Origin of the sequence: Algoriphagus aestuariicola, from assembly GCF_017254835.1 — a bacterium.
GTDB lineage: Bacteria > Bacteroidota > Bacteroidia > Cytophagales > Cyclobacteriaceae > Algoriphagus > Algoriphagus aestuariicola.
On record NZ_JAFKCW010000003.1, the window covers coordinates 715870 to 733597 of the forward strand.

The 17728-nt window shown below is 48.4% G+C and carries 13 protein-coding genes and 3 tRNA genes; 6 read left to right on the forward strand and 10 right to left on the reverse strand.

All coding sequences use genetic code 11. The annotated features are described in order from the left end of the window. Window positions 1–31: 31 nt before the first annotated feature. Together uvrA and J0A67_RS15795 are read left to right on the forward strand one after the other, a co-directional pair. A complete protein-coding gene (gene uvrA, locus J0A67_RS15790; protein WP_206570329.1) occupies window positions 32–2848 on the forward strand; it encodes an excinuclease ABC subunit UvrA in 2817 nt (938 codons plus the stop codon). 61 nt (window positions 2849–2909) lie between these two features. Continuing rightward, a tRNA-Val gene (locus J0A67_RS15795) sits at window positions 2910–2984 on the forward strand. Window positions 2985–3181: 197 nt separating this feature from the next. Here the strand turns inward: J0A67_RS15795 and J0A67_RS15800 are convergent. Together J0A67_RS15800 and J0A67_RS15805 are read right to left on the reverse strand one after the other, a co-directional pair. Next, a complete protein-coding gene (locus J0A67_RS15800; protein WP_206570330.1) occupies window positions 3182–3334 on the reverse strand; it encodes a hypothetical protein in 153 nt (50 codons plus the stop codon). A gap of 72 nt (window positions 3335–3406) precedes the next feature. After that, on the reverse strand, window positions 3407–4381 hold the full coding sequence (locus J0A67_RS15805) for an NADPH:quinone oxidoreductase family protein (RefSeq protein WP_206570331.1): 975 nt from the start codon (window positions 4379–4381) through the stop codon (window positions 3407–3409). A gap of 100 nt (window positions 4382–4481) precedes the next feature. Between J0A67_RS15805 and J0A67_RS15810 the strand changes: the two genes are divergently transcribed. Both J0A67_RS15810 and J0A67_RS15815 read left to right on the forward strand, forming a co-directional pair. Then, entirely contained in the window at window positions 4482–5870 is a 1389-nt protein-coding gene (locus tag J0A67_RS15810; RefSeq protein WP_206570332.1) for a dipeptidase, read from the forward strand. Window positions 5871–5947: 77 nt separating this feature from the next. Continuing rightward, window positions 5948–8047, forward strand: coding sequence for a protein-disulfide reductase DsbD family protein (locus J0A67_RS15815; protein ID WP_317195067.1), 2100 nt, complete (start codon window positions 5948–5950; stop codon window positions 8045–8047). Window positions 8048–8152: 105 nt separating this feature from the next. Here the strand turns inward: J0A67_RS15815 and J0A67_RS15820 are convergent, their stop codons facing one another. From J0A67_RS15820 to dapF, 5 genes are all read right to left on the reverse strand, one after another. After that, window positions 8153–8929 carry a S1/P1 nuclease gene (locus J0A67_RS15820; RefSeq protein WP_206570334.1) on the reverse strand — a complete coding sequence of 259 codons (777 nt, stop codon included), beginning with the start codon at window positions 8927–8929 and terminating at the stop codon, window positions 8153–8155. Window positions 8930–8987: 58 nt separating this feature from the next. Further along, window positions 8988–10178, reverse strand: a complete 1191-nt coding sequence (locus J0A67_RS15825; protein WP_206570335.1) for a M20 metallopeptidase family protein — start codon at window positions 10176–10178, stop codon at window positions 8988–8990. Then, window positions 10159–10701 (reverse strand): hypothetical protein, encoded by a 543-nt coding sequence (locus J0A67_RS15830; protein WP_206570336.1) that lies wholly within the window; start codon window positions 10699–10701, stop codon window positions 10159–10161. Before J0A67_RS15830 ends, J0A67_RS15825 begins: the two co-directional genes overlap by 20 nt. 6 nt (window positions 10702–10707) lie before the next feature. Next, complete coding sequence (gene secA, locus J0A67_RS15835; protein ID WP_206570337.1) at window positions 10708–14088, reverse strand: preprotein translocase subunit SecA; 3381 nt, start codon at window positions 14086–14088, stop codon at window positions 10708–10710. A gap of 100 nt (window positions 14089–14188) precedes the next feature. Beyond that, window positions 14189–14962, reverse strand: a complete 774-nt coding sequence (gene dapF, locus J0A67_RS15840; protein WP_206570338.1) for a diaminopimelate epimerase — start codon at window positions 14960–14962, stop codon at window positions 14189–14191. Window positions 14963–15135: 173 nt separating this feature from the next. Between dapF and J0A67_RS15845 the strand changes: the two genes are divergently transcribed. Both J0A67_RS15845 and J0A67_RS15850 read left to right on the forward strand, forming a co-directional pair. Then, a complete protein-coding gene (locus J0A67_RS15845; RefSeq protein ID WP_206570339.1) occupies window positions 15136–15894 on the forward strand; it encodes a superoxide dismutase in 759 nt (252 codons plus the stop codon). Window positions 15895–15974: 80 nt separating this feature from the next. Then, entirely contained in the window at window positions 15975–16442 is a 468-nt protein-coding gene (locus J0A67_RS15850) for a pyrophosphohydrolase domain-containing protein (RefSeq protein WP_206570340.1), read from the forward strand. A gap of 104 nt (window positions 16443–16546) precedes the next feature. Here J0A67_RS15850 and J0A67_RS15855 read toward each other — a convergent pair. The 3 genes from J0A67_RS15855 to J0A67_RS15865 all read right to left on the reverse strand — a co-directional run bounded on the left by J0A67_RS15855 (window position 16547) and on the right by J0A67_RS15865 (window position 17726). Continuing rightward, window positions 16547–16631 (reverse strand) — tRNA-Leu (locus tag J0A67_RS15855). Window positions 16632–16712: 81 nt separating this feature from the next. Next, window positions 16713–16788, reverse strand: a tRNA-Gly gene (locus J0A67_RS15860). Window positions 16789–16928: 140 nt separating this feature from the next. Next, entirely contained in the window at window positions 16929–17726 is a 798-nt protein-coding gene (locus tag J0A67_RS15865; RefSeq protein ID WP_206570341.1) for a LuxR C-terminal-related transcriptional regulator, read from the reverse strand. Between the last annotated feature and the right edge of the window lie 2 nt (window positions 17727–17728).

Below are 17728 nucleotides of genomic sequence, written 5' to 3' on the forward strand. Positions count from 1 at the left end.
TTTCACCACTCACTTTGTATCTTTGTCCCCTATGACTTTGAGCAAATCGAAAGCCTCCCAAGACTTGGACTCCCTGGATCCCAAAGAATTCATCATCATCAAAAACGCCCGTGTCAACAACCTCAAGAGCTTGAGCGTGGCAATTCCCAGAAATCAGTTTGTGGTGGTCACGGGGCTCTCGGGCTCGGGTAAGTCTTCCTTGGCGTTTGATACGCTCTTTGCAGAAGGGCAGCGGATGTACGTGGAAAGCTTGAGTTCCTATGCACGGCAGTTTCTCGGCAGGATGGAAAAGCCCGACGTCGAATACATCAAAGGCGTCGCCCCCGCCATCGCCATCCAGCAAAAAGTCAGCACCAAAAATCCCCGCTCCACCGTAGGCACCACAACTGAAATCTATGACTACCTGAAGCTACTCTTTGCGCGGGTGGGCAAGACCTTTTCGCCCATCTCTGGCAAGGAAGTGAAGCACCACACGGTCACAGACATCGTGGATTACATTCTTTCATTTGACGACGGCGCCAAGGTCATGATCTCCTGCCCCCTCCAAGTGGCAAGAGGACGCAAGATAGAGCAGGAGCTGGAGCTTTTGCTGCAAAAAGGTTTTACACGGATTCTGATTGACGGGGAGGTGTTCTTTGTCGAGGACCTTTTGAGAGAAAAGAAGGTAAAAAAAGGGGAATATGAAATCCTGATCGACCGGGCTTCGGTCATCAAAGACGACGAAGACAACCAGTTTAGGATTGCCGATTCGGTGCAAACGGCACTTTTCGAAGGCCATGGAGACTGTAAGATTACTGTTCCAGACATAGAGACTCGTACTTTTTCAGACCGCTTCGAACTGGACGGGATGAGCTTCGAACTGCCTTCGGTCAACTTTTTCTCTTTCAACAATCCCTACGGAGCCTGCAAGCGCTGCGAAGGTTTTGGCAATGTCCTGGGCATCGACCGAGACTTGGTCATTCCAGACAAAGACCTTTCGGTCTACGAAGGAGCAATTGCCCCTTGGCGGGGTGAAAGCGGCAAGAACTGGTTAGAACCGCTACTGAAAAAAGGAATCGAGTTTGATTTTCCCATCCACAGATCCTACCACGAACTCACCGAGAAACAGCAGGAATTGCTCTGGACAGGAAATAAATACTTCAGAGGCTTGGATGCTTTTTTCGAAGACTTGGAAAGCAAAACCTACAAGATCCAGTACCGCGTCATGCTTTCGCGATTCCGTGGCCGTACCGTCTGTCCGGATTGCCGGGGAACGCGCCTCAGAAAGGATGCTTCATATGTGAAAATCGCAGGAAAATCCATCACCGACTTGGTGTTGATGCCGATTGACGAAGCCTTGGCTTTTTTTCAAAAGCTCGATCTTCCAGAGCATGACGCCAAAGTCGCTAACCGACTGCTCAAGGAAATCATTAGCCGCCTGGAATTCATGGATCAGGTGGGGCTGGGCTACCTGACCTTAAATCGCCTGAGCTCGACGCTCTCCGGCGGAGAATACCAGCGGATCCGACTGGCGACCTCGCTGGGTTCAGCGCTGGTAGGATCCATGTACATTCTCGACGAACCCAGCATCGGTCTGCATCCCAGAGATACGGACCGCTTGGTGGGTGTTTTGAAATCCCTCAAAAACCTAGGCAATACGGTCATTGTGGTGGAGCATGAAGACAAAGTGATGAAAGCCTCGGACCAGATCATCGACATTGGGCCTGATGCGGGAGTTCATGGGGGAGAGCTTCTTTTTCAGGGAAAAATCGAAGACCTGATCACCTCCGGAAATACCTATACCGCCAAATACCTGCGCGGGGAGGAGAAGATCTTCGAGAAATCCGGCAACCGCAAGTGGAAGGATTCCATCACGGTGAAGGGCGCCCGGGAAAACAACCTCAAGAACCTCACCGTCCAGTTTCCGCTCAATACGCTTACCTGCGTGACAGGGGTTTCCGGCTCCGGAAAGTCCACTTTGATCAAAAAAGTGCTTTATCCGGCTCTGGGCAAAATGCTCGGGACGGTGATCGACGAAGGCGGAAAATACGATCGAATCGAAGGCGACTACAAGCGTATCACACAAGTGGAATTTGTCGACCAAGACCCAATCGGCAAGTCTTCCCGGTCAAATCCAGTGACTTATGTGAAAGCGTATGACGCTATCCGTACGCTCTTTTCCGAGCAGCCGCTCAGCAAGCAGCGTGGCTACAAGCCTGCCTTTTTCTCCTTCAATGTAGACGGAGGGCGCTGCGAAGCCTGCCAAGGCGAGGGCACCACGACAGTGGAGATGCAGTTCATGGCGGACATCCATCTAACCTGCGAGTCTTGCAAGGGCAAGCGCTTCAAGAATGAGATCCTGGAGGTCAAATACAAGGACAAGGATATCTCCGAAGTCTTGGACATGACGATCGATGAAGCCTTGGAATTTTTCAAGGGAAAAACCCAGATCATCAACCGACTCCAGCCTTTACAGGAAGTAGGCTTGGGCTATATCGGCATGGGCCAAAGTTCCAATACTCTCTCGGGCGGTGAAGCCCAGCGGGTGAAGCTGGCGTCTTTTCTGGGAAAAGGGGGCACGAAATCGGGTGACCACATTCTCTTTATTTTCGACGAACCGACGACCGGTCTGCACTTCCATGACATCAGCAAACTCCTCCATAGCATCAATGCGCTGATCGACCAGGGCCATTCTGTCATTATCATCGAGCATAATACCGAAGTGATCAAGTCGGCCGACTGGGTGATCGATTTGGGGCCGGAAGGCGGAAACAAGGGAGGACACCTGACTTTTGCCGGCACACCGGAGGATATGGCCCAGGAGGAGGAAAACTATACGGCGAAGTACCTGCGGGAAAGTTTTCTTTAGCCAAAAGGGCTTTGGGGTTTTTGAAACCTGCACCATTTGGATATATTCGCATCCACAAACCGGGATCTTAGCTCAGCTGGTTTAGAGCGCTGCTTTGACAGAGCAGAGGTCATGGGTTCGAATCCCTTAGATCCCACACAGTTTGCTGAAAAAGGCGCAATTTCCCATCGGATCTTGCGCCTTTTTGGTAAACAGGTACATTTGATACAAACGCCGGTGTAGCTCAGTTGGTAGTCCGCCTCGACGGATCCAAGCTGAAGGCCGTGAGTTCGAGACTCATTACCCGTTACAAGTACTTCAAAGGCGCAAAATCCCCAAGGACTTTGTGCCTTTTTACTTTCTATCCAAAAATTCCCGCAAGCTCACCACCTTTACTTTTTCCGACAGAGGAAAACCCTGATCAACCCTACAAACCACCAAACCTTCCTCAGCTCCGGTGTCCTCCATGCTGATCTGCATGCCTTTGCTCAGATGAGACGACAGCATGAATCAGGGGAAACATGGGCGAGTATTTTACCATGAAAATCGAAAGTTACATATTCGATTTTCATGGTAAAATCAGATCAAGACCACGCCTTTTCCGACTGCTTTCTGATCCAAAATGGCCTGCAAGGCCTCAGGAGCCTCTTCAAGCGAATAAGTCTTTCCGATGGCGGGATTAAGTTTTCCTTCTCCGATCCAATCCATGAGTTGCTGGAGATTGGCTTGGTTGGTGGTTTCTTCCACACGGGAAAAATTCCCCCAAAAAACGCCCATAATCGAGCAGCCCTTCAGAAGAGGCAGGTTCATCGGGATCTGCGGCACGGTCCCGCTGGCAAAACCGACGATCAAATAGCGCCCTTTCCAGCCCATCCCTCGAATTGCGGCTTCCGTGTAATCGCCTCCGACAGGATCAAAAACCACATCTACTCCTTTTCCGCCTGTCAGCTCTTTGATCCGAGATTTGAGGTCTTCTTCAGTATAATTGATGAACAGGTCCGCTCCTTTTTGCCTACACAATTCCAGCTTTTCCTGTGAAGATGCAGCCGCGATGACAGTCGATCCCATGATTTTTCCCAGCTCTACCGCCGCCAAGCCCACACCTCCCGATGCACCTAGAACCAAAAAAGTCTCCCCCGGTTGGAGATTGGCTCGATCTTTCAGGGCGTGGTAAGAAGTGCTGTAAGTATATAGGCCAGCTGCTGCAAGCTTAGCCGGAACGTCGTTGGGTAAAGGGAAAACCCGATCCGAGTCCACTGCGACCTTTTCGGCAAAACCTCCCCAACCGCAAAGGGCAATAACCGGCTTTCCAATTTGAAAATTGTCGACCTCCGAACCCGCAGCGATGATCTTCCCCGCCACCTCTCCTCCAGGAGAAAAGGGCAACCCCGGCTTGATCTGATACTTGTTTTGGATCATCAGAAGATCAGGGAAATTCACGCCACAAGCCTCCACAGAGATCAAAACTTGGGCGGGAAGAAGGCTTGGATCGGGAATCTCTTTGATCTGTAGCGTGCCGGGAAGTCCAAACTCTTTACATATAACAGCTCTCATTTTTTTGCCTAGTCTAACTGGAATAAAACAGTGTCCAAACTAGGCAAATCCTTCTGAAAGGGATAATTTTGAGGCCTTTAGAATCCTAAAACACCCAAATATGTCTGCAGCTGCATTTATCGAAAAAAACAAAGACCGCTTTCTCAACGAACTTCTGGACTTGCTTCGCATTCCTTCCGTGAGTGCCGATCCCAAGTTTAAAAATGACGTCTTTGCCGCAGCCAATTTTGTAAAAGAATCCCTTGAAAAAGCTGGAGCAGATGTGGCTGAAATCTGCGAAACCGCAGGTTATCCGATCGTCTATGGAGAAAAAATCATTGACCCCAGCTTGCCAACGGTCTTGGTGTATGGACACTACGACGTGCAGCCAGCCGATCCCTATGAACTTTGGGATTCGCCTCCTTTCGAGCCGGTGATCAAAAAGACCACGATCCACCCAGAGGGGGCAATTTTTGCCAGAGGTTCGGCGGATGACAAAGGCCAGTTTTACATGCACGTGAAAGCTTTCGAAGCCATGATGGCGACAGGGGAATTGTCCTGCAATGTCAAATTCATGATCGAAGGCGAAGAAGAGGTAGGTTCAGACAACCTCGATGCGTTCGTAATGGCCAAAAAGGATCGTCTGAAGGCTGACGTGATTTTGATCTCCGATACGCACATGATCAGCATGAAAGATCCATCCATCACCGTTGGTCTTCGAGGCATGGCCTATATGGAAGTGGAAGTCACCGGTGCCAATCGTGACTTGCACTCCGGCACTTACGGAGGTGCGGTCGCAAACCCGATTAATGTGCTGTGCAAAATGATTGCTTCACTCAAGGACGAGAACGAGCAGATTACCATCCCCGGCTTTTACGATAAAGTCCAGCAGCTAGCTGATGAGCAGAGAAAGCGCCTAAACGAAGCGCCTTTTGACCTCAAAGAATACCAAGACAAACTGGACATCGAGGAAGTTCATGGAGAGAAGAGCTACACCACTATCGAGCGGGTAGGAATCCGACCCACACTAGATGTGAATGGCATTTGGGGTGGCTATACAGGAGAGGGAGCAAAGACGGTATTGCCTTCAAAGGCCTTCGCAAAAATTTCCATGCGGCTCATCCCAGACCAAGACTGGCACGAAATCGCCACGCTTTTTGAAGATCATTTCAAAGCAATCGCTCCAAAATCCGTCAAAGTCAAAGTGAAAAAACATCATGGAGGTGCACCGGCAGTAGTGTCAGACTCTTCCATCGGCTATCAAGCCGCTGAGGCCGCGATGCAAGAGACTTTCGGAAAAAGACCTATCCCTACTCGTGAAGGAGGCTCCATTCCTATCGTGGCATTGTTTCAAAAGGAACTCGGATCAGATCCAATCTTGTTTGGGTTTGGATTGGATACGGACGCATTGCATTCGCCAAACGAGCACTATGGGGTAAAAAACTACTTCATAGGCATTGAGACGATTGCTGCGTTCTTCAAACATTTCCGCCAACTCAATCAAAAGTAAGCTTTACCGCAAAGGAACTGACCCGCAAATTGACCAAAAACGCTTTGACCCGATTCACCCAGTCATCTTCATTGAATATCAAAACCGGAAGCCTTATACTTCTGGTTTTTCTGCTGAACTCCTTTCTTGCCCAAGCCCAGCTTGTCAAACCGCCAAAATGGACCTTTAGGCTGGAGCCTAGCGAGCTTCATGTTGGAGAAAAGGCAACCTTAGTCATGGAAGCAGAAATCCCCATGGGATGGTATGTGTATTCCAACGATTTTGACAAGGATTTGGGACCGCTTTTGACACAGTTCGTTGCTCAGAATTCTTCCGACTATGAGGTAGCAGGACCGCTTAAGGCAATCAATCCCAAAAAGAAGTACGATGAGACTTGGGAAGGGGATGTGACCTACTTTATGGGAAAAGGCCGATTCGAGCAGCCTGTCGTCTTAAAATCGACTTCTGGATCTCTTATTGGCTCGCTTCAATACCAGATGTGCTCTGACATACTTATGAAGTGTGTTGATTTTGATGAAGATGTCGAGATTTCTTTTAAGGCAAATCCAGCGAAAGCTTCTCCCCAAGAGTCCAAAAGTGTAGCACCTGAAGAAGCTGAAACCTCTCCTTTCACTTTGGCCGAAACAGAAGAAGCTGAAAACAACGCAGAATCTCTCTTGGACTCAAATGTGAGAGAAGTAGCTGAACAGGCAAATGAGGAGTCAAAAATAGAAGACGTCTTAGTCAATGATTTTACTGCTGAGGGAGAAACCGAATCGCTTTGGGGCTTTATGGTTTTGGCGTTTCTGGCAGGATTGGCGGCATTGATCACTCCCTGCGTATTCCCCATGATTCCTATGACCGTGAGTTTCTTTACCGGAAGATCCAAATCACGGGCGCAAGGAATTCGCCAGGCTTTTGTCTATGGCATCTCGATTATTGCAATTTATACGGTTGCTGGCACTGCTGTCGCAGCGATCCAAGGACCAGAGTTTGCCAACTGGCTGGCGACACATTGGATTCCCAATGTCTTTTTCTTTTTGATTTTCATTGTATTTGCCTTGGCATTCCTCGGAATGTTTGAGCTGACGCTGCCATCCAGACTCGTAAACAAAATAGACGCAAAAGCTGAAAAAGGAGGGCTTGGAGGCGTGTTCTTCATGGCCTTTACTTTGGTTTTGGTTTCATTCTCCTGCACTGGTCCGATCGTAGGTTCGATCCTGATTTCATCTGCTGGCGGCGAGCTTGTCAAGCCGGTGCTGGGAATGTTTGCGTTCGGTTTGGCTTTCGCTATTCCCTTTACGCTTTTCGCGATTTTTCCTGAATGGATGCAGAGACTACCCAAATCCGGAGGCTGGCTGAACTCTGTTAAGGTCGTGCTCGGATTTTTGGAGCTCGCTCTGGCCTTCAAATTCCTATCCATCGCCGACTTAGTCTATCACTGGGGCATTTTGGATCGTGATATCTTCTTGGCAATCTGGATTGTGATATTCTCAGCCTTAGGCTTTTACCTGTTGGGCAAAATACGACTGCCGCACGATTCCAAGCTCGAGAATATCGGAGTACCTAGACTGCTTCTTGCCTTGCTCACATTTACTTTCGTAGTGCACATGATCCCAGGGCTATGGGGAGCTCCTTTGAAAATCCTCAGCGGCTATCTTCCTCCAATCACTACCCAGCAATTTACGATTGAGGGGGCAGTTTCTTCTGAACAAAGAAGCTCAAGCGAATCGGTCAAGTATGGGGATATCCTCAAAATTCCCCATGGCATTCCAGGTTATTTTGACTACGAACAAGCTCTGGCCGCGGCAAAGAAAGAAGGAAAGCCGCTTTTGATTGACTTTACCGGACACGGCTGCGTGAACTGCAGAAAGATGGAAGAGAATGTCTGGGTAGATCCTCAGGTATTGAAAAGGCTGAAGGAGGATTTTGTGATGGTCGCCTTATATATTGACGAGCGCCTGGAACTTCCCGAAAATGAATGGTACACCTCCTCCTATGACGGAAAAGTGAAAAAGACCCTCGGGAAGCAAAACGCCGATTTCCAGATTACGAGGTTTAACAACAATGCGCAGCCTTACTACATCATCCTAGATCATCAGGAGCAATTGCTCGCCAAACCCAGAGGCTACAACACCGATGTCGCGGAATTCATCGATTTTTTAGACGGCGCTAAGAAAAAATTTAAAGAGAAATAGGCCTCTCGCCAAACAATAAAAACAACTCATTTGTCTTCAAATGAGTTGTTTTTTATTCAGAAGTGGTGGTGCTTGGATGCGAAGGTCATTCCGCGATCAACTTGCTTAATTGTAGATCTCTTCCAAAATCTGAGCAAGTCTGACACTTGCTGCCAAAAGTCTCTCTTCCACAGCATCTCGGGTTTCGTAGCCGTAGTTGTAGGAAAGTTTTTTGTTTTCGGGGAGCTTATACACCAGAGGTCTTAGCGCCACTGCCTCACCCAACCAATCTTCTAGGCTGGAAGATCGGTAGGCCGCAATCTGCTCCGAAGTCAATCTGCGAAACAATTCTTCTCCAATCTCGGTGTAGCTCATATTCCATCCTTCGATCAACTCCGTATCCCAGACGGAATGGAGATTGGTGTTTTTCCCAAAATATTCAACCTTTTGGTCATTCCCACCGCGATCTTTGCCCGTACCAACATGGAGTGGCTGGTGAATGTCCTCCACGATATGGATCAGCATTTTTAACTTTTGTGACTCTTGCTCCGGGCTGAGATTTCCTGCCTTGAGCTCTGCTTTCAGCTGTTTGATCGCTTCATAGGCATTGCCTCCTTTTTCCTGAATCGTATCATTGAACTCGCCATGCTCACTGGTCAGGTAATGCCAAGAGTAGAGGTGATCATAGGCTTTGTCCGATTTGATCTCGTCCATCCAAGTGCCGCTGCGCCCGATAGACATCGGCCCGAGTATCTCATTCACTTTTTTCAAAGTGGATTTCTTCAGTTGTTTTTGCGCCATATACCCGACCACATAGTGGCCGAGTTGACCCCATGCAAAGGCCGATTGAGTGAGGATCAAACTAACCAGAAGTGAGAGCGATAATGAAATGAGTCTTTTCATAGTGGAAAATAAAAAAGCGAAGATAAATCTCCGCCGGCATTTTCGGGTTAAGGGATGGTTATGCTTTCGATAGCTCAGAAACGGCCAGCCAAGCCATCAGGCCACAGCCAACCTCCAATGCATCCTCGTCGATATCGAAGGTCGGGGTATGGACTCCCGAGACAATGCCTCGTGCTTCGTTTCTCGTTCCTAGCCGGTAAAAACACCCGTCGATCTCCTGAGAGTAAAATGCAAAATCCTCCGCAGCCATCCAGATGTCCAGATCGAGAACATTCTCTTCTCCGAGGTATTCTCTCGCCGCATCCATGGATCGAGCAGTCAATTCTGGATCATTTTTCAGAAAAGGATACCCTTTTCGAATCTCGAAGTCCAATTCTCCGCCCATCCCCTCTACGATACCGTGGGCGATTTGGAGCATTTTTTCATGGGCTTTTCCTCTCCAAGCTTCATCGAGCGTCCTGAAGGTTCCTTGAATTTTTACCTCATTTGGGATCACGTTCGTCGCTCCAAGTGCTTCCACTCGGCCGAAAGAAAGAACAGAAGGGATCTTTGGATTGGCGACACGGCTCACGATCTGCTGCAAGGCCACAATCATATGGGAGCTGATCAAAACCGGATCGATAAATGTCTCCGGCATCGCCCCGTGACCACCTTTTCCTTTTACGGTAATATAAATCTCATCTGTGCTGGCCATATAGATACCAGGGCGGAATCCAACTTTTCCCGCCGGGATGAAAGGCATGACGTGCTGACCGATAATGCTTGAGGGCCGGGGATTTTCCAAGACTTTGTCTTTGATCATCAGGGATGCTCCGCCAGGCACCAATTCCTCTCCAGGCTGGAAAATGAGCTTTATGGTTCCTTCGAAGTGCTCTTTCAACCCATGTAGGATTTTGGCAGCTCCGAGCAAGGAGGCTGTATGGGCATCGTGCCCACAGGCATGCATTACCCCTGGATTCTGGGATTTGTAAGGAACTTCATTGGCCTCGATGATCGGCAAAGCATCCATATCGGCACGCAACGCAACGACTTTTTTATCGGGATTATTGCCCTTGATTAAGGCTGCCCATCCGGTATTGGCCTTTTTTTCAATTTCAGAAATACCTATTTCCCTGAGTTTGGATTCGACAAATTCCGCTGTTTTGAATTCTTGGAAAGAGAGCTCTGGATTGGCGTGTATATGCCGACGGTTTGCAATGACTTCCTCTTTATATGCGCTGGCTAGCGACTTAATTTTGGATAGGAGCATTTGAATCTGGGGTAGGAGCGACGTATTCTTTTCGCTGAAATCTGTCTTGGATGATCCGGGCAGAAGGGAATTGACCCTTGATCTGGGAGAAGGCTTTTTGGGCTTCAATCTTATAGGTGTATTGCCCGACTTTGACCAAGTACCTAGGTTGTTGGTATTGCATCTCCGGATTGAGATCGGGAAAATACATTTTCAGCTCATCCTGGGTTTTGAAAGCTTGGTTACGGTCTATTCCTGAAAAAACCAAAACCGTGAAGCCGCTGAAATAAGGATCTGCTTTGTTCTTTTCAACCAGCCGACGCTGTACTTCGTCCAGCTGTCCATCCACAGACTGGGCGGAGCTACTGGAAGTATTGGCGGTGCTTTCTACAGTTTGTGCTTTATAATCAGGGTACTCGGGCAAAGAACTACTTAAGTCCTCTTGGTAAGTGGAAAATGCACTACTACCACTGTCTGAAGTGGAACGCATGCTTTTACAGCCCAGCAAAATAGTCAAAAGACCAAGTACCCAGATATTTTTCATTGTTCTTTAGTTATCAATCACGACGCACTTCCCTTCGGCAAGATCCTGCTCCACACTTTTGAACTTGACATCGCTTTTGGTAGTACCGTCGGCATATTTCACCGACACCTTGTCATTTCTGCCAAAGGTCTTTTCGACTTTCCTCGGAGCGATGGGTTGTGGAGACTGTCTGCCTGCATTTACGGCGGCGGCAGCTGCCCGGTTCGCTCCTGGATTCAAAGAGCTTGCCACCTCCTCTTTCGAAGTCTGAACTTTTGGCTCTGCAGAACGCTGCATCTGAGCCTGCTGTACTTGGGCGGGGTCTTGTCTCGGCAGATCTGCTCTGGAAAGGAACGAAATCATGTCTTCGTTCAGCTTACCGATAAACCTCTTGAACATCTCAAAGGCCTCAAACTTGTAGATCAACAGGGGATCCTTTTGCTCATAAACGGCATTTTGTACAGACTGCTTCAAGTCGTCCATATCTCGAAGATGCTCTTTCCAGTTTTGGTCAATGATCGCTAGAGAAACGTTCTTTTCTATCGACCTGATCAATTCTCTCCCTTCGGTGTTGATGGTAGCTTCCAAATTGGTGACGACTCCAATCTGCTTGACTCCGTCGGAGATCGGTACCATGATATCTTTCACGGTAGCGCCGCGCTCTTCCTGCACCCGCTTGAAAATCGGAAGCGCAGTAGAGGCTATTGTATCGTTCTTTTTGACATAGGTTTCAAAAGCGACCGCATAGAGTTCTTGAGTCAGTTTTGCCGCGTCTTTTGACTTAAGATCACCGTCAGAAATGTGGTAATCCACACCCAAAGTGGTGAAAATGTTCATCCTCAGATCCTCGGCGTTGTCCGTTGACTTGCCCATGTCGATCAGACTTTCGCAGACATCAAAAAGGATGTTCAAAATATCCAGTTCAAGTCTGTCGCCCTTCAGCGCATTTCGACGGCGCTTGTAGACTACCTCACGTTGTGAGTTCATCACGTCGTCGTACTCAAGCAGTCGCTTACGAGTTCCAAAGTTGTTTTCTTCGACCTTGCGCTGTGCTCTTTCGATGGATTTGGTGATCATGCTGTGCTGGATCACTTCGCCTTCTTCCAGACCCATTCGGTCCATCAGTTTCGCAATACGGTCCGATCCGAAGAGACGCATCAAGCTGTCTTCCAGAGAAACGAAGAACTGGGAAGATCCCACATCCCCCTGACGTCCGGATCGACCACGAAGCTGACGGTCGACTCGGCGCGATTCGTGACGCTCGGTACCTATGATGGCCAGACCGCCTGCTTTTCTGGACTCAGCGGTCAATTTGATGTCCGTACCTCGACCAGCCATGTTGGTGGCGATCGTGACGGTACCCGGCTTACCAGCCTCGGCCACGATTTCCGCTTCACGGGCGTGCTGCTTTGCATTGAGAACCTGATGCGGGATTTTCTTCAATGTCAGCATTCGGCTGAGTACTTCGGAAATCTCTACGGAAGTGGTACCCACCAGTACAGGTCTGCCCGCAGCTACCAATTCGTTGATTTCATCTGTAACCGCGTTGAATTTTTCTCGGACGGTCTTGTAAACTTTGTCCTCGCGGTCAGCTCGGATGATTGGCTTATTGGTAGGAATGACAACTACGTCAAGCTTGTAGATTTCCCAAAATTCACCCGCTTCAGTCTCCGCCGTACCGGTCATACCGGCCAGCTTGTGGTACATTCTGAAATAATTTTGCAGGGTGATCGTCGCGTAGGTCTGGGTGGCGTCCTCCACTTTTACGTTTTCCTTCGCTTCGATTGCTTGGTGCAATCCGTCGGAATAGCGTCGGCCTTCCATCACACGACCGGTCTGCTCGTCTACGATTTTGACTTTACCATCTACGATGATGTATTCGGTATCCCGCTCAAACATGCAATAGGCTTTCAGGAGCTGGTTTACGGTGTGAATACGCTGAGCCTTCACTCCGTAGTCCTTAATCACTTCTTCCTTTCTGATAAGTTTTTCCTTGTCATCGAGCTCGGTGCTTTTTTCCAGCTCTGCGATTTCGACCCCTATGTCAGGGAGGATAAAAAAGCTTGGATCCTCGTTTTTGGTGGTCATCGTCTCAATACCGCGGTCTGTCAAGTCCACCACATTGGTCTTTTCGTCGATGGTAAACAAAAGCGGCTCATCCGCCTCCGGCATATTCTTTTTGTTGTCCTGGAGGTAGTAGTTTTCTGTTTTTTGAAGGATGACGCGGATACCCGGTTCAGAGAGGTATTTGATCAGGGGTTTATACTTTGGAATACCTCTATATGCCCTGAAGAGCGCCAAACCGCCTTCTTTGTCGTTTCCGTCTGCGATTTGCTTTTTCGCAGTGGACAAAAAGCCCTGAACCAGTTTACGCTGCTCGTCCACCAAGGTGGCTACCCGCGGCTTCATCTGGTCAAACTCATGCACATCGCCTCTAGGCACTGGGCCGGAAATAATCAATGGAGTTCTGGCATCATCAATCAATACCGAGTCAACCTCATCGACCATCGCAAAATGGTGCTTGCCTTGGACTAGATCGCCTGCTTCCCGGGCCATGTTGTCCCTTAGGTAATCAAAGCCAAATTCGTTATTGGTACCGTAAACGATGTCAGAGGCGTAGGCTCGTTTCCTTCCGAGCGAATTTGGCTGGTATTTATCGATGCAGTCTACTGTGAGACCGTGGAATTCAAAAAGTGGAGCATTCCATTCGGAGTCACGCTTGGCCAGATAGTCGTTCACGGTAACAATGTGAACACCTCTTCCTGCTAGTGCATTCAAGAAAGCCGGCAGGGTGGAAACAAGCGTTTTACCTTCACCAGTTGCCATTTCGGCGATTTTCCCCTTGTGAAGGACCATCCCACCGATGAGCTGCACATCATAGTGGACCATGTCCCACACCACTTCTGTGCCGGCAGCCATCCACTTATTGTGCCAAATCGCCCTCTCGCCTTCGATTTCTACATTGGGCTTGGAAGCGGCCAACTCACGATCGCGCATAGTGGCGCTCACGACCAGTTTACCATTTTCTTTGAACCGTCTTGCAGTCTCCTTCACAACGGCAAAAGCCTGCGGCATTACTTCCTCCAAGACCTTCTCCAACTCGGTATCACGGCCTTTTTCCTGTTTGTCGATTTCGTTAAAGAGTTGGTCCTTTTCGTGAATGGCCTGTGCGGGAAGGGCTTCGATCTGCCCTCTTAGATCGGCGATTTTATCGTCGATTGGTTTCAGACGGGTGTTGATCACCTCTTTGATTTCGTAGGTTTTGAGTCTCAATCCATCATCATCCAGACTTTGCAGGTTTTGGAAAACCTGGTTGATTTCAGTCACTTTTGGAAGGAGTTCTTTGATATCTCGGTCGGATTTGGTGCCAAAAACCTTGGCCAATCCCTTTGCAATAAAATCTAGCATGTCTTTGTATGGATTCCCGATTAGGGGGCTTAAAAGTAAGCCGTTTTTGTTAGAATTGGTAATCGATACCCTTCTGGGCGTAGGGCCCAAAAAAGGATTTTTAAATGTTTATTTTTCCAGAGAAAACCTGCTCAGCAGGGCCTATGAGCCAAATTTTACTGAAGGATCCATCAGGATTGGAATGAAACTTCACGGACAATTTCCCACCAAGAGTGTTGATTTTCACGCTGTTTTGTAAGCGCTGTGAACCATAGACTAGAGCGGCAGCCGTGACGCCTGTCCCACAGGAGAGGGTCTCATTTTCGACCCCCCGCTCATAGGTACGGACAAAGACCTCGTCTTCGGCCAGCGGCTGTACAAAGTTGACATTGGTGCCTGCTGGAGCATATCCTGCATCAAAGCGAATCGCTTTTCCTTCTTCAAAGACGGGATAATTCTCGGCTTGCTCCACAAATCGAATATGGTGTGGAGATCCTGTGTTCAAAAAGAAGTCACCTGATTTGTCTTCGATTTCCTTGACGTCACCCATCAAGAGTTCCACATTTCCCCCGGCCAAAACTGCCTCATGCGGTCCATCGATAGCGAGGAAATATGTTTTTGCGCCAATTGTTCCCAAGAAAGATGCAAAGGCTACCGCACACCTTGCGCCGTTTCCGCACATGCTCTGGCTTCCGTCTGCGTTGAAATAGACCATCTCAAAGTCGTAGTCCGGATGGTTTTGGATGGCGATCAATCCATCAGATCCTATCCCGAATTTGCGGTCGCAAAGCCTTCTGACTAGCTCCAAATTGCCCAGATCAAAGACTTCGTCACGATTGTCTATCATGACAAAATCGTTGCCGGTACCCTGATATTTATAGAATGTCACTTCCATTCCCGATTATTTTCACTACTCCCGTCAAAAACTTTTCCAAGAGTCCATTCAACTGCAAACATAACCAAGTTGTCAGGAATTCGGACGGATTGTCTGATTATCAATTTTTAATCCCGCCCAGTTTGGCTAATTTCAGCTGTTTAAATGGAAACGTAAACCAAATTAATAACACCATGAATAGTCTTGAAAATGGATTGTCGCGTAGAGCTTTTTTGTCCAATACCTCCAAGGCGAGCCTGGCAGTAGGCCTAGTAGGGACGGGCATATTGAGTGCCTGCTCCGGGGAAGTCAAAGGAGACGACACAGCGGTATTGGCAACCAGCTTTACCCAGACCCCGCTCGCCTATGACTTTGCAGCTCTTCAGCCGCATATTGATGCGCAAACCATGGAGATCCACTATACCAAACACGCCGCCAGCTATGCAAAAAGTCTTGGCGAGGCCATTGGTGAGGAAGCCGTGGACACCAACAAACCCCTTGAAGACGTGCTTGCTGGGATCTCGAAATATTCCGTCAAAATGAGAAACAATGGGGGCGGCCATTATAACCATGAACTTTTTTGGAAAGTGATGGCACCGAACGCCGGAGGGAAACCTGATGGAGAACTGGCCGCTGCAATTGACGCATCTTTTGGAAGCTTTGATGAATTTGTCTCACAGTTTGATGCAGCTGCGAAAAGCCGCTTTGGATCGGGCTGGGCATGGCTTGTTGTAGGCGCAGACAAGAAACTGGCCGTTGGCTCAACTCCCAATCAGGACAACCCTCTGATGGATGTCTCCGATTTTAAGGGTACTCCCCTCCTGGGATTGGACGTTTGGGAGCATGCCTACTATCTCAATTATCAAAACAGACGTCCAGAGTATGTGACTGCATTCTGGAACGTGATCAACTGGAATACCGTCGCGGAGCGATTTGCAGCCGCTTCCATGTAATTTGATTGGACAAATCAACGTTTGAAAGACCGGAAAACCGGTCTTTTTTCATTTATTTCGGGCAATCATTTATTACAATCATGCAAGACCCCAAGTCCCTCACCTCTGTAGCTTTATTCCACGAGACCTTTAAACATCCTGTCCTTCCAGAACCGACCATTCCCTCCGAAACTCGTTGTAATCTTCGAGTGTCCCTGTTGGCGGAAGAATTGAAAGAGCTGGAAGAAGGGATCAAAAACAAGGATATCGTCGAGATTGCTGATGCGCTTTGCGACCTACAATATGTGTTGTCGGGGGCTATTCTGGAATTTGGCTTGGGAGAGAAATTCAAGACGCTCTTTGACGAAGTGCAGCGCTCGAACATGAGCAAGGCCTGTAAAACTGAAGTAGAAGCTAAAGCAACCGTCGCCCACTACGAAGCCAAAGGCACATCTTGTTTTTATGAAAAAGAAGGAGACTTATTCCTCGTGTTCAGAGAAGGCGATCGAAAGACGTTAAAATCCGTGGCTTATTCTCCGGCGGATCTGAAGGGGATTTTGGAGAAATAATTGAGAACAACCTCTCGCAGACCTACCCGCTGGACCCAGCGGGTTTTTTGTGAAAATTCTAAAGCAAAAAGCCCCGCCCCGAAACTATCGGGGCGAGGCTTATGTACCAGGAGCGGGAATCGAACCCGCACGGCCGATATGGCCACAAGATTTTAAGTCTTGCGTGTCTACCTATTCCACCATCCCGGCTTTCTCTACCTTGGAGTAGAGCTTCAGACATCCAAAATTAGAAACGTCCTGAAATAAAAAAGCCCTTTTGCAAGGGCTTTCTGGAGCGAGAGACGAGATTCGAACTCGCGACCCCGACCTTGGCAAGGTCGTGCTCTACCAACTGAGCTACTCTCGCTTATTTTAATTCCCCAGACGTGTTCTGGTCGAATTGTGGATGCAAAGGTAAGCCTCAAATGTAATTTTACAAGTCAGCACTAAATAATTTTTTTCCAAAATTGAGGAGATTTAGCAAGATGGACTGATTTACAGTCCTTTTCAAAAATCGTAGGATGCCAGGATCTTGACCATCTCTCCCACATTTCTCGCGCCGAGTTTCCTCAGGATATTCTTTCGATGTGTAGCTACAGTATTGATGGAGATCGCCAATATTTCGCCTATTTCTTTGGACTCCTTTCCTTCTAGAATAAAGCCCACAATCTGACGTTCCTTGAAAGTCAAATTAATAGCCCGATCTACTGGAGAGTTTTTGCTTACAAAAATCTTTGAACCCCCGTCACTGGTATAAGTGTAGTTCCAATCGTAACCCTTCGATTTGGGAGGAACGGAAAGCTGTACGATGATATGGAGATCCATGATAAAATTGCCCGCCTCATCGATGACGTAAGGTCTGACCTTTGAGGTCATCCAAATTACCTCATGGGTGCTTCTGTGAACCCACCTCGTCGTGTAGGAAAATTCGAAAGTATGCCGCTCCGTGAGCGAGAGCGTATGAAAGGCCTCAAATACAATCTGCTGAAATCGAAAAAGCTCAGGTCGGTCATCGGGATGGATCATTGCCATGGCGGTCTCCATCCCCTGGTTCCGAAACATGGCTGCCGGATAGCCAGTCAATTCTTCCACGTTTCCGGTGAAAAAAGCCAGAGTGAGATTCCGATAGTCAAAGCAGGCCAAGACAAGACCTTCCTTCATTCCTATGGACTTGCCAAGAGCCTCCAGTTCCATCTTGAGCTTTTGCTCATCGATTTCTCCCTGGAACTCCTGCTCCTTCCACTGCTTAAAAAACTTGGTATACTTATCCTGCTTTTTCAGGTCCCTGAGTAATACCCTATCCATGC

Bases quoted from the DNA above. Each gene is read 5' to 3' on its own strand.
- uvrA (WP_206570329.1), top strand. From the start codon at position 32: ATGACTTTGAGCAAATCGAAAGCCTCCCAAGACTTGGACTCCCTGGAT.
- J0A67_RS15800 (WP_206570330.1), bottom strand. From the start codon at position 3,334: ATGCTGTCGTCTCATCTGAGCAAAGGCATGCAGATCAGCATGGAGGAC.
- J0A67_RS15805 (WP_206570331.1), bottom strand. From the start codon at position 4,381: ATGAGAGCTGTTATATGTAAAGAGTTTGGACTTCCCGGCACGCTACAG.
- J0A67_RS15810 (WP_206570332.1), top strand. From the start codon at position 4,482: ATGTCTGCAGCTGCATTTATCGAAAAAAACAAAGACCGCTTTCTCAAC.
- J0A67_RS15820 (WP_206570334.1), bottom strand. From the start codon at position 8,929: ATGAAAAGACTCATTTCATTATCGCTCTCACTTCTGGTTAGTTTGATC.
- J0A67_RS15825 (WP_206570335.1), bottom strand. From the start codon at position 10,178: ATGCTCCTATCCAAAATTAAGTCGCTAGCCAGCGCATATAAAGAGGAA.
- J0A67_RS15830 (WP_206570336.1), bottom strand. From the start codon at position 10,701: ATGAAAAATATCTGGGTACTTGGTCTTTTGACTATTTTGCTGGGCTGT.
- secA (WP_206570337.1), bottom strand. From the start codon at position 14,088: ATGCTAGATTTTATTGCAAAGGGATTGGCCAAGGTTTTTGGCACCAAA.
- dapF (WP_206570338.1), bottom strand. From the start codon at position 14,962: ATGGAAGTGACATTCTATAAATATCAGGGTACCGGCAACGATTTTGTC.
- J0A67_RS15845 (WP_206570339.1), top strand. From the start codon at position 15,136: ATGAATAGTCTTGAAAATGGATTGTCGCGTAGAGCTTTTTTGTCCAAT.
- J0A67_RS15850 (WP_206570340.1), top strand. From the start codon at position 15,975: ATGCAAGACCCCAAGTCCCTCACCTCTGTAGCTTTATTCCACGAGACC.
- J0A67_RS15865 (WP_206570341.1), bottom strand. From the start codon at position 17,726: ATGGATAGGGTATTACTCAGGGACCTGAAAAAGCAGGATAAGTATACC.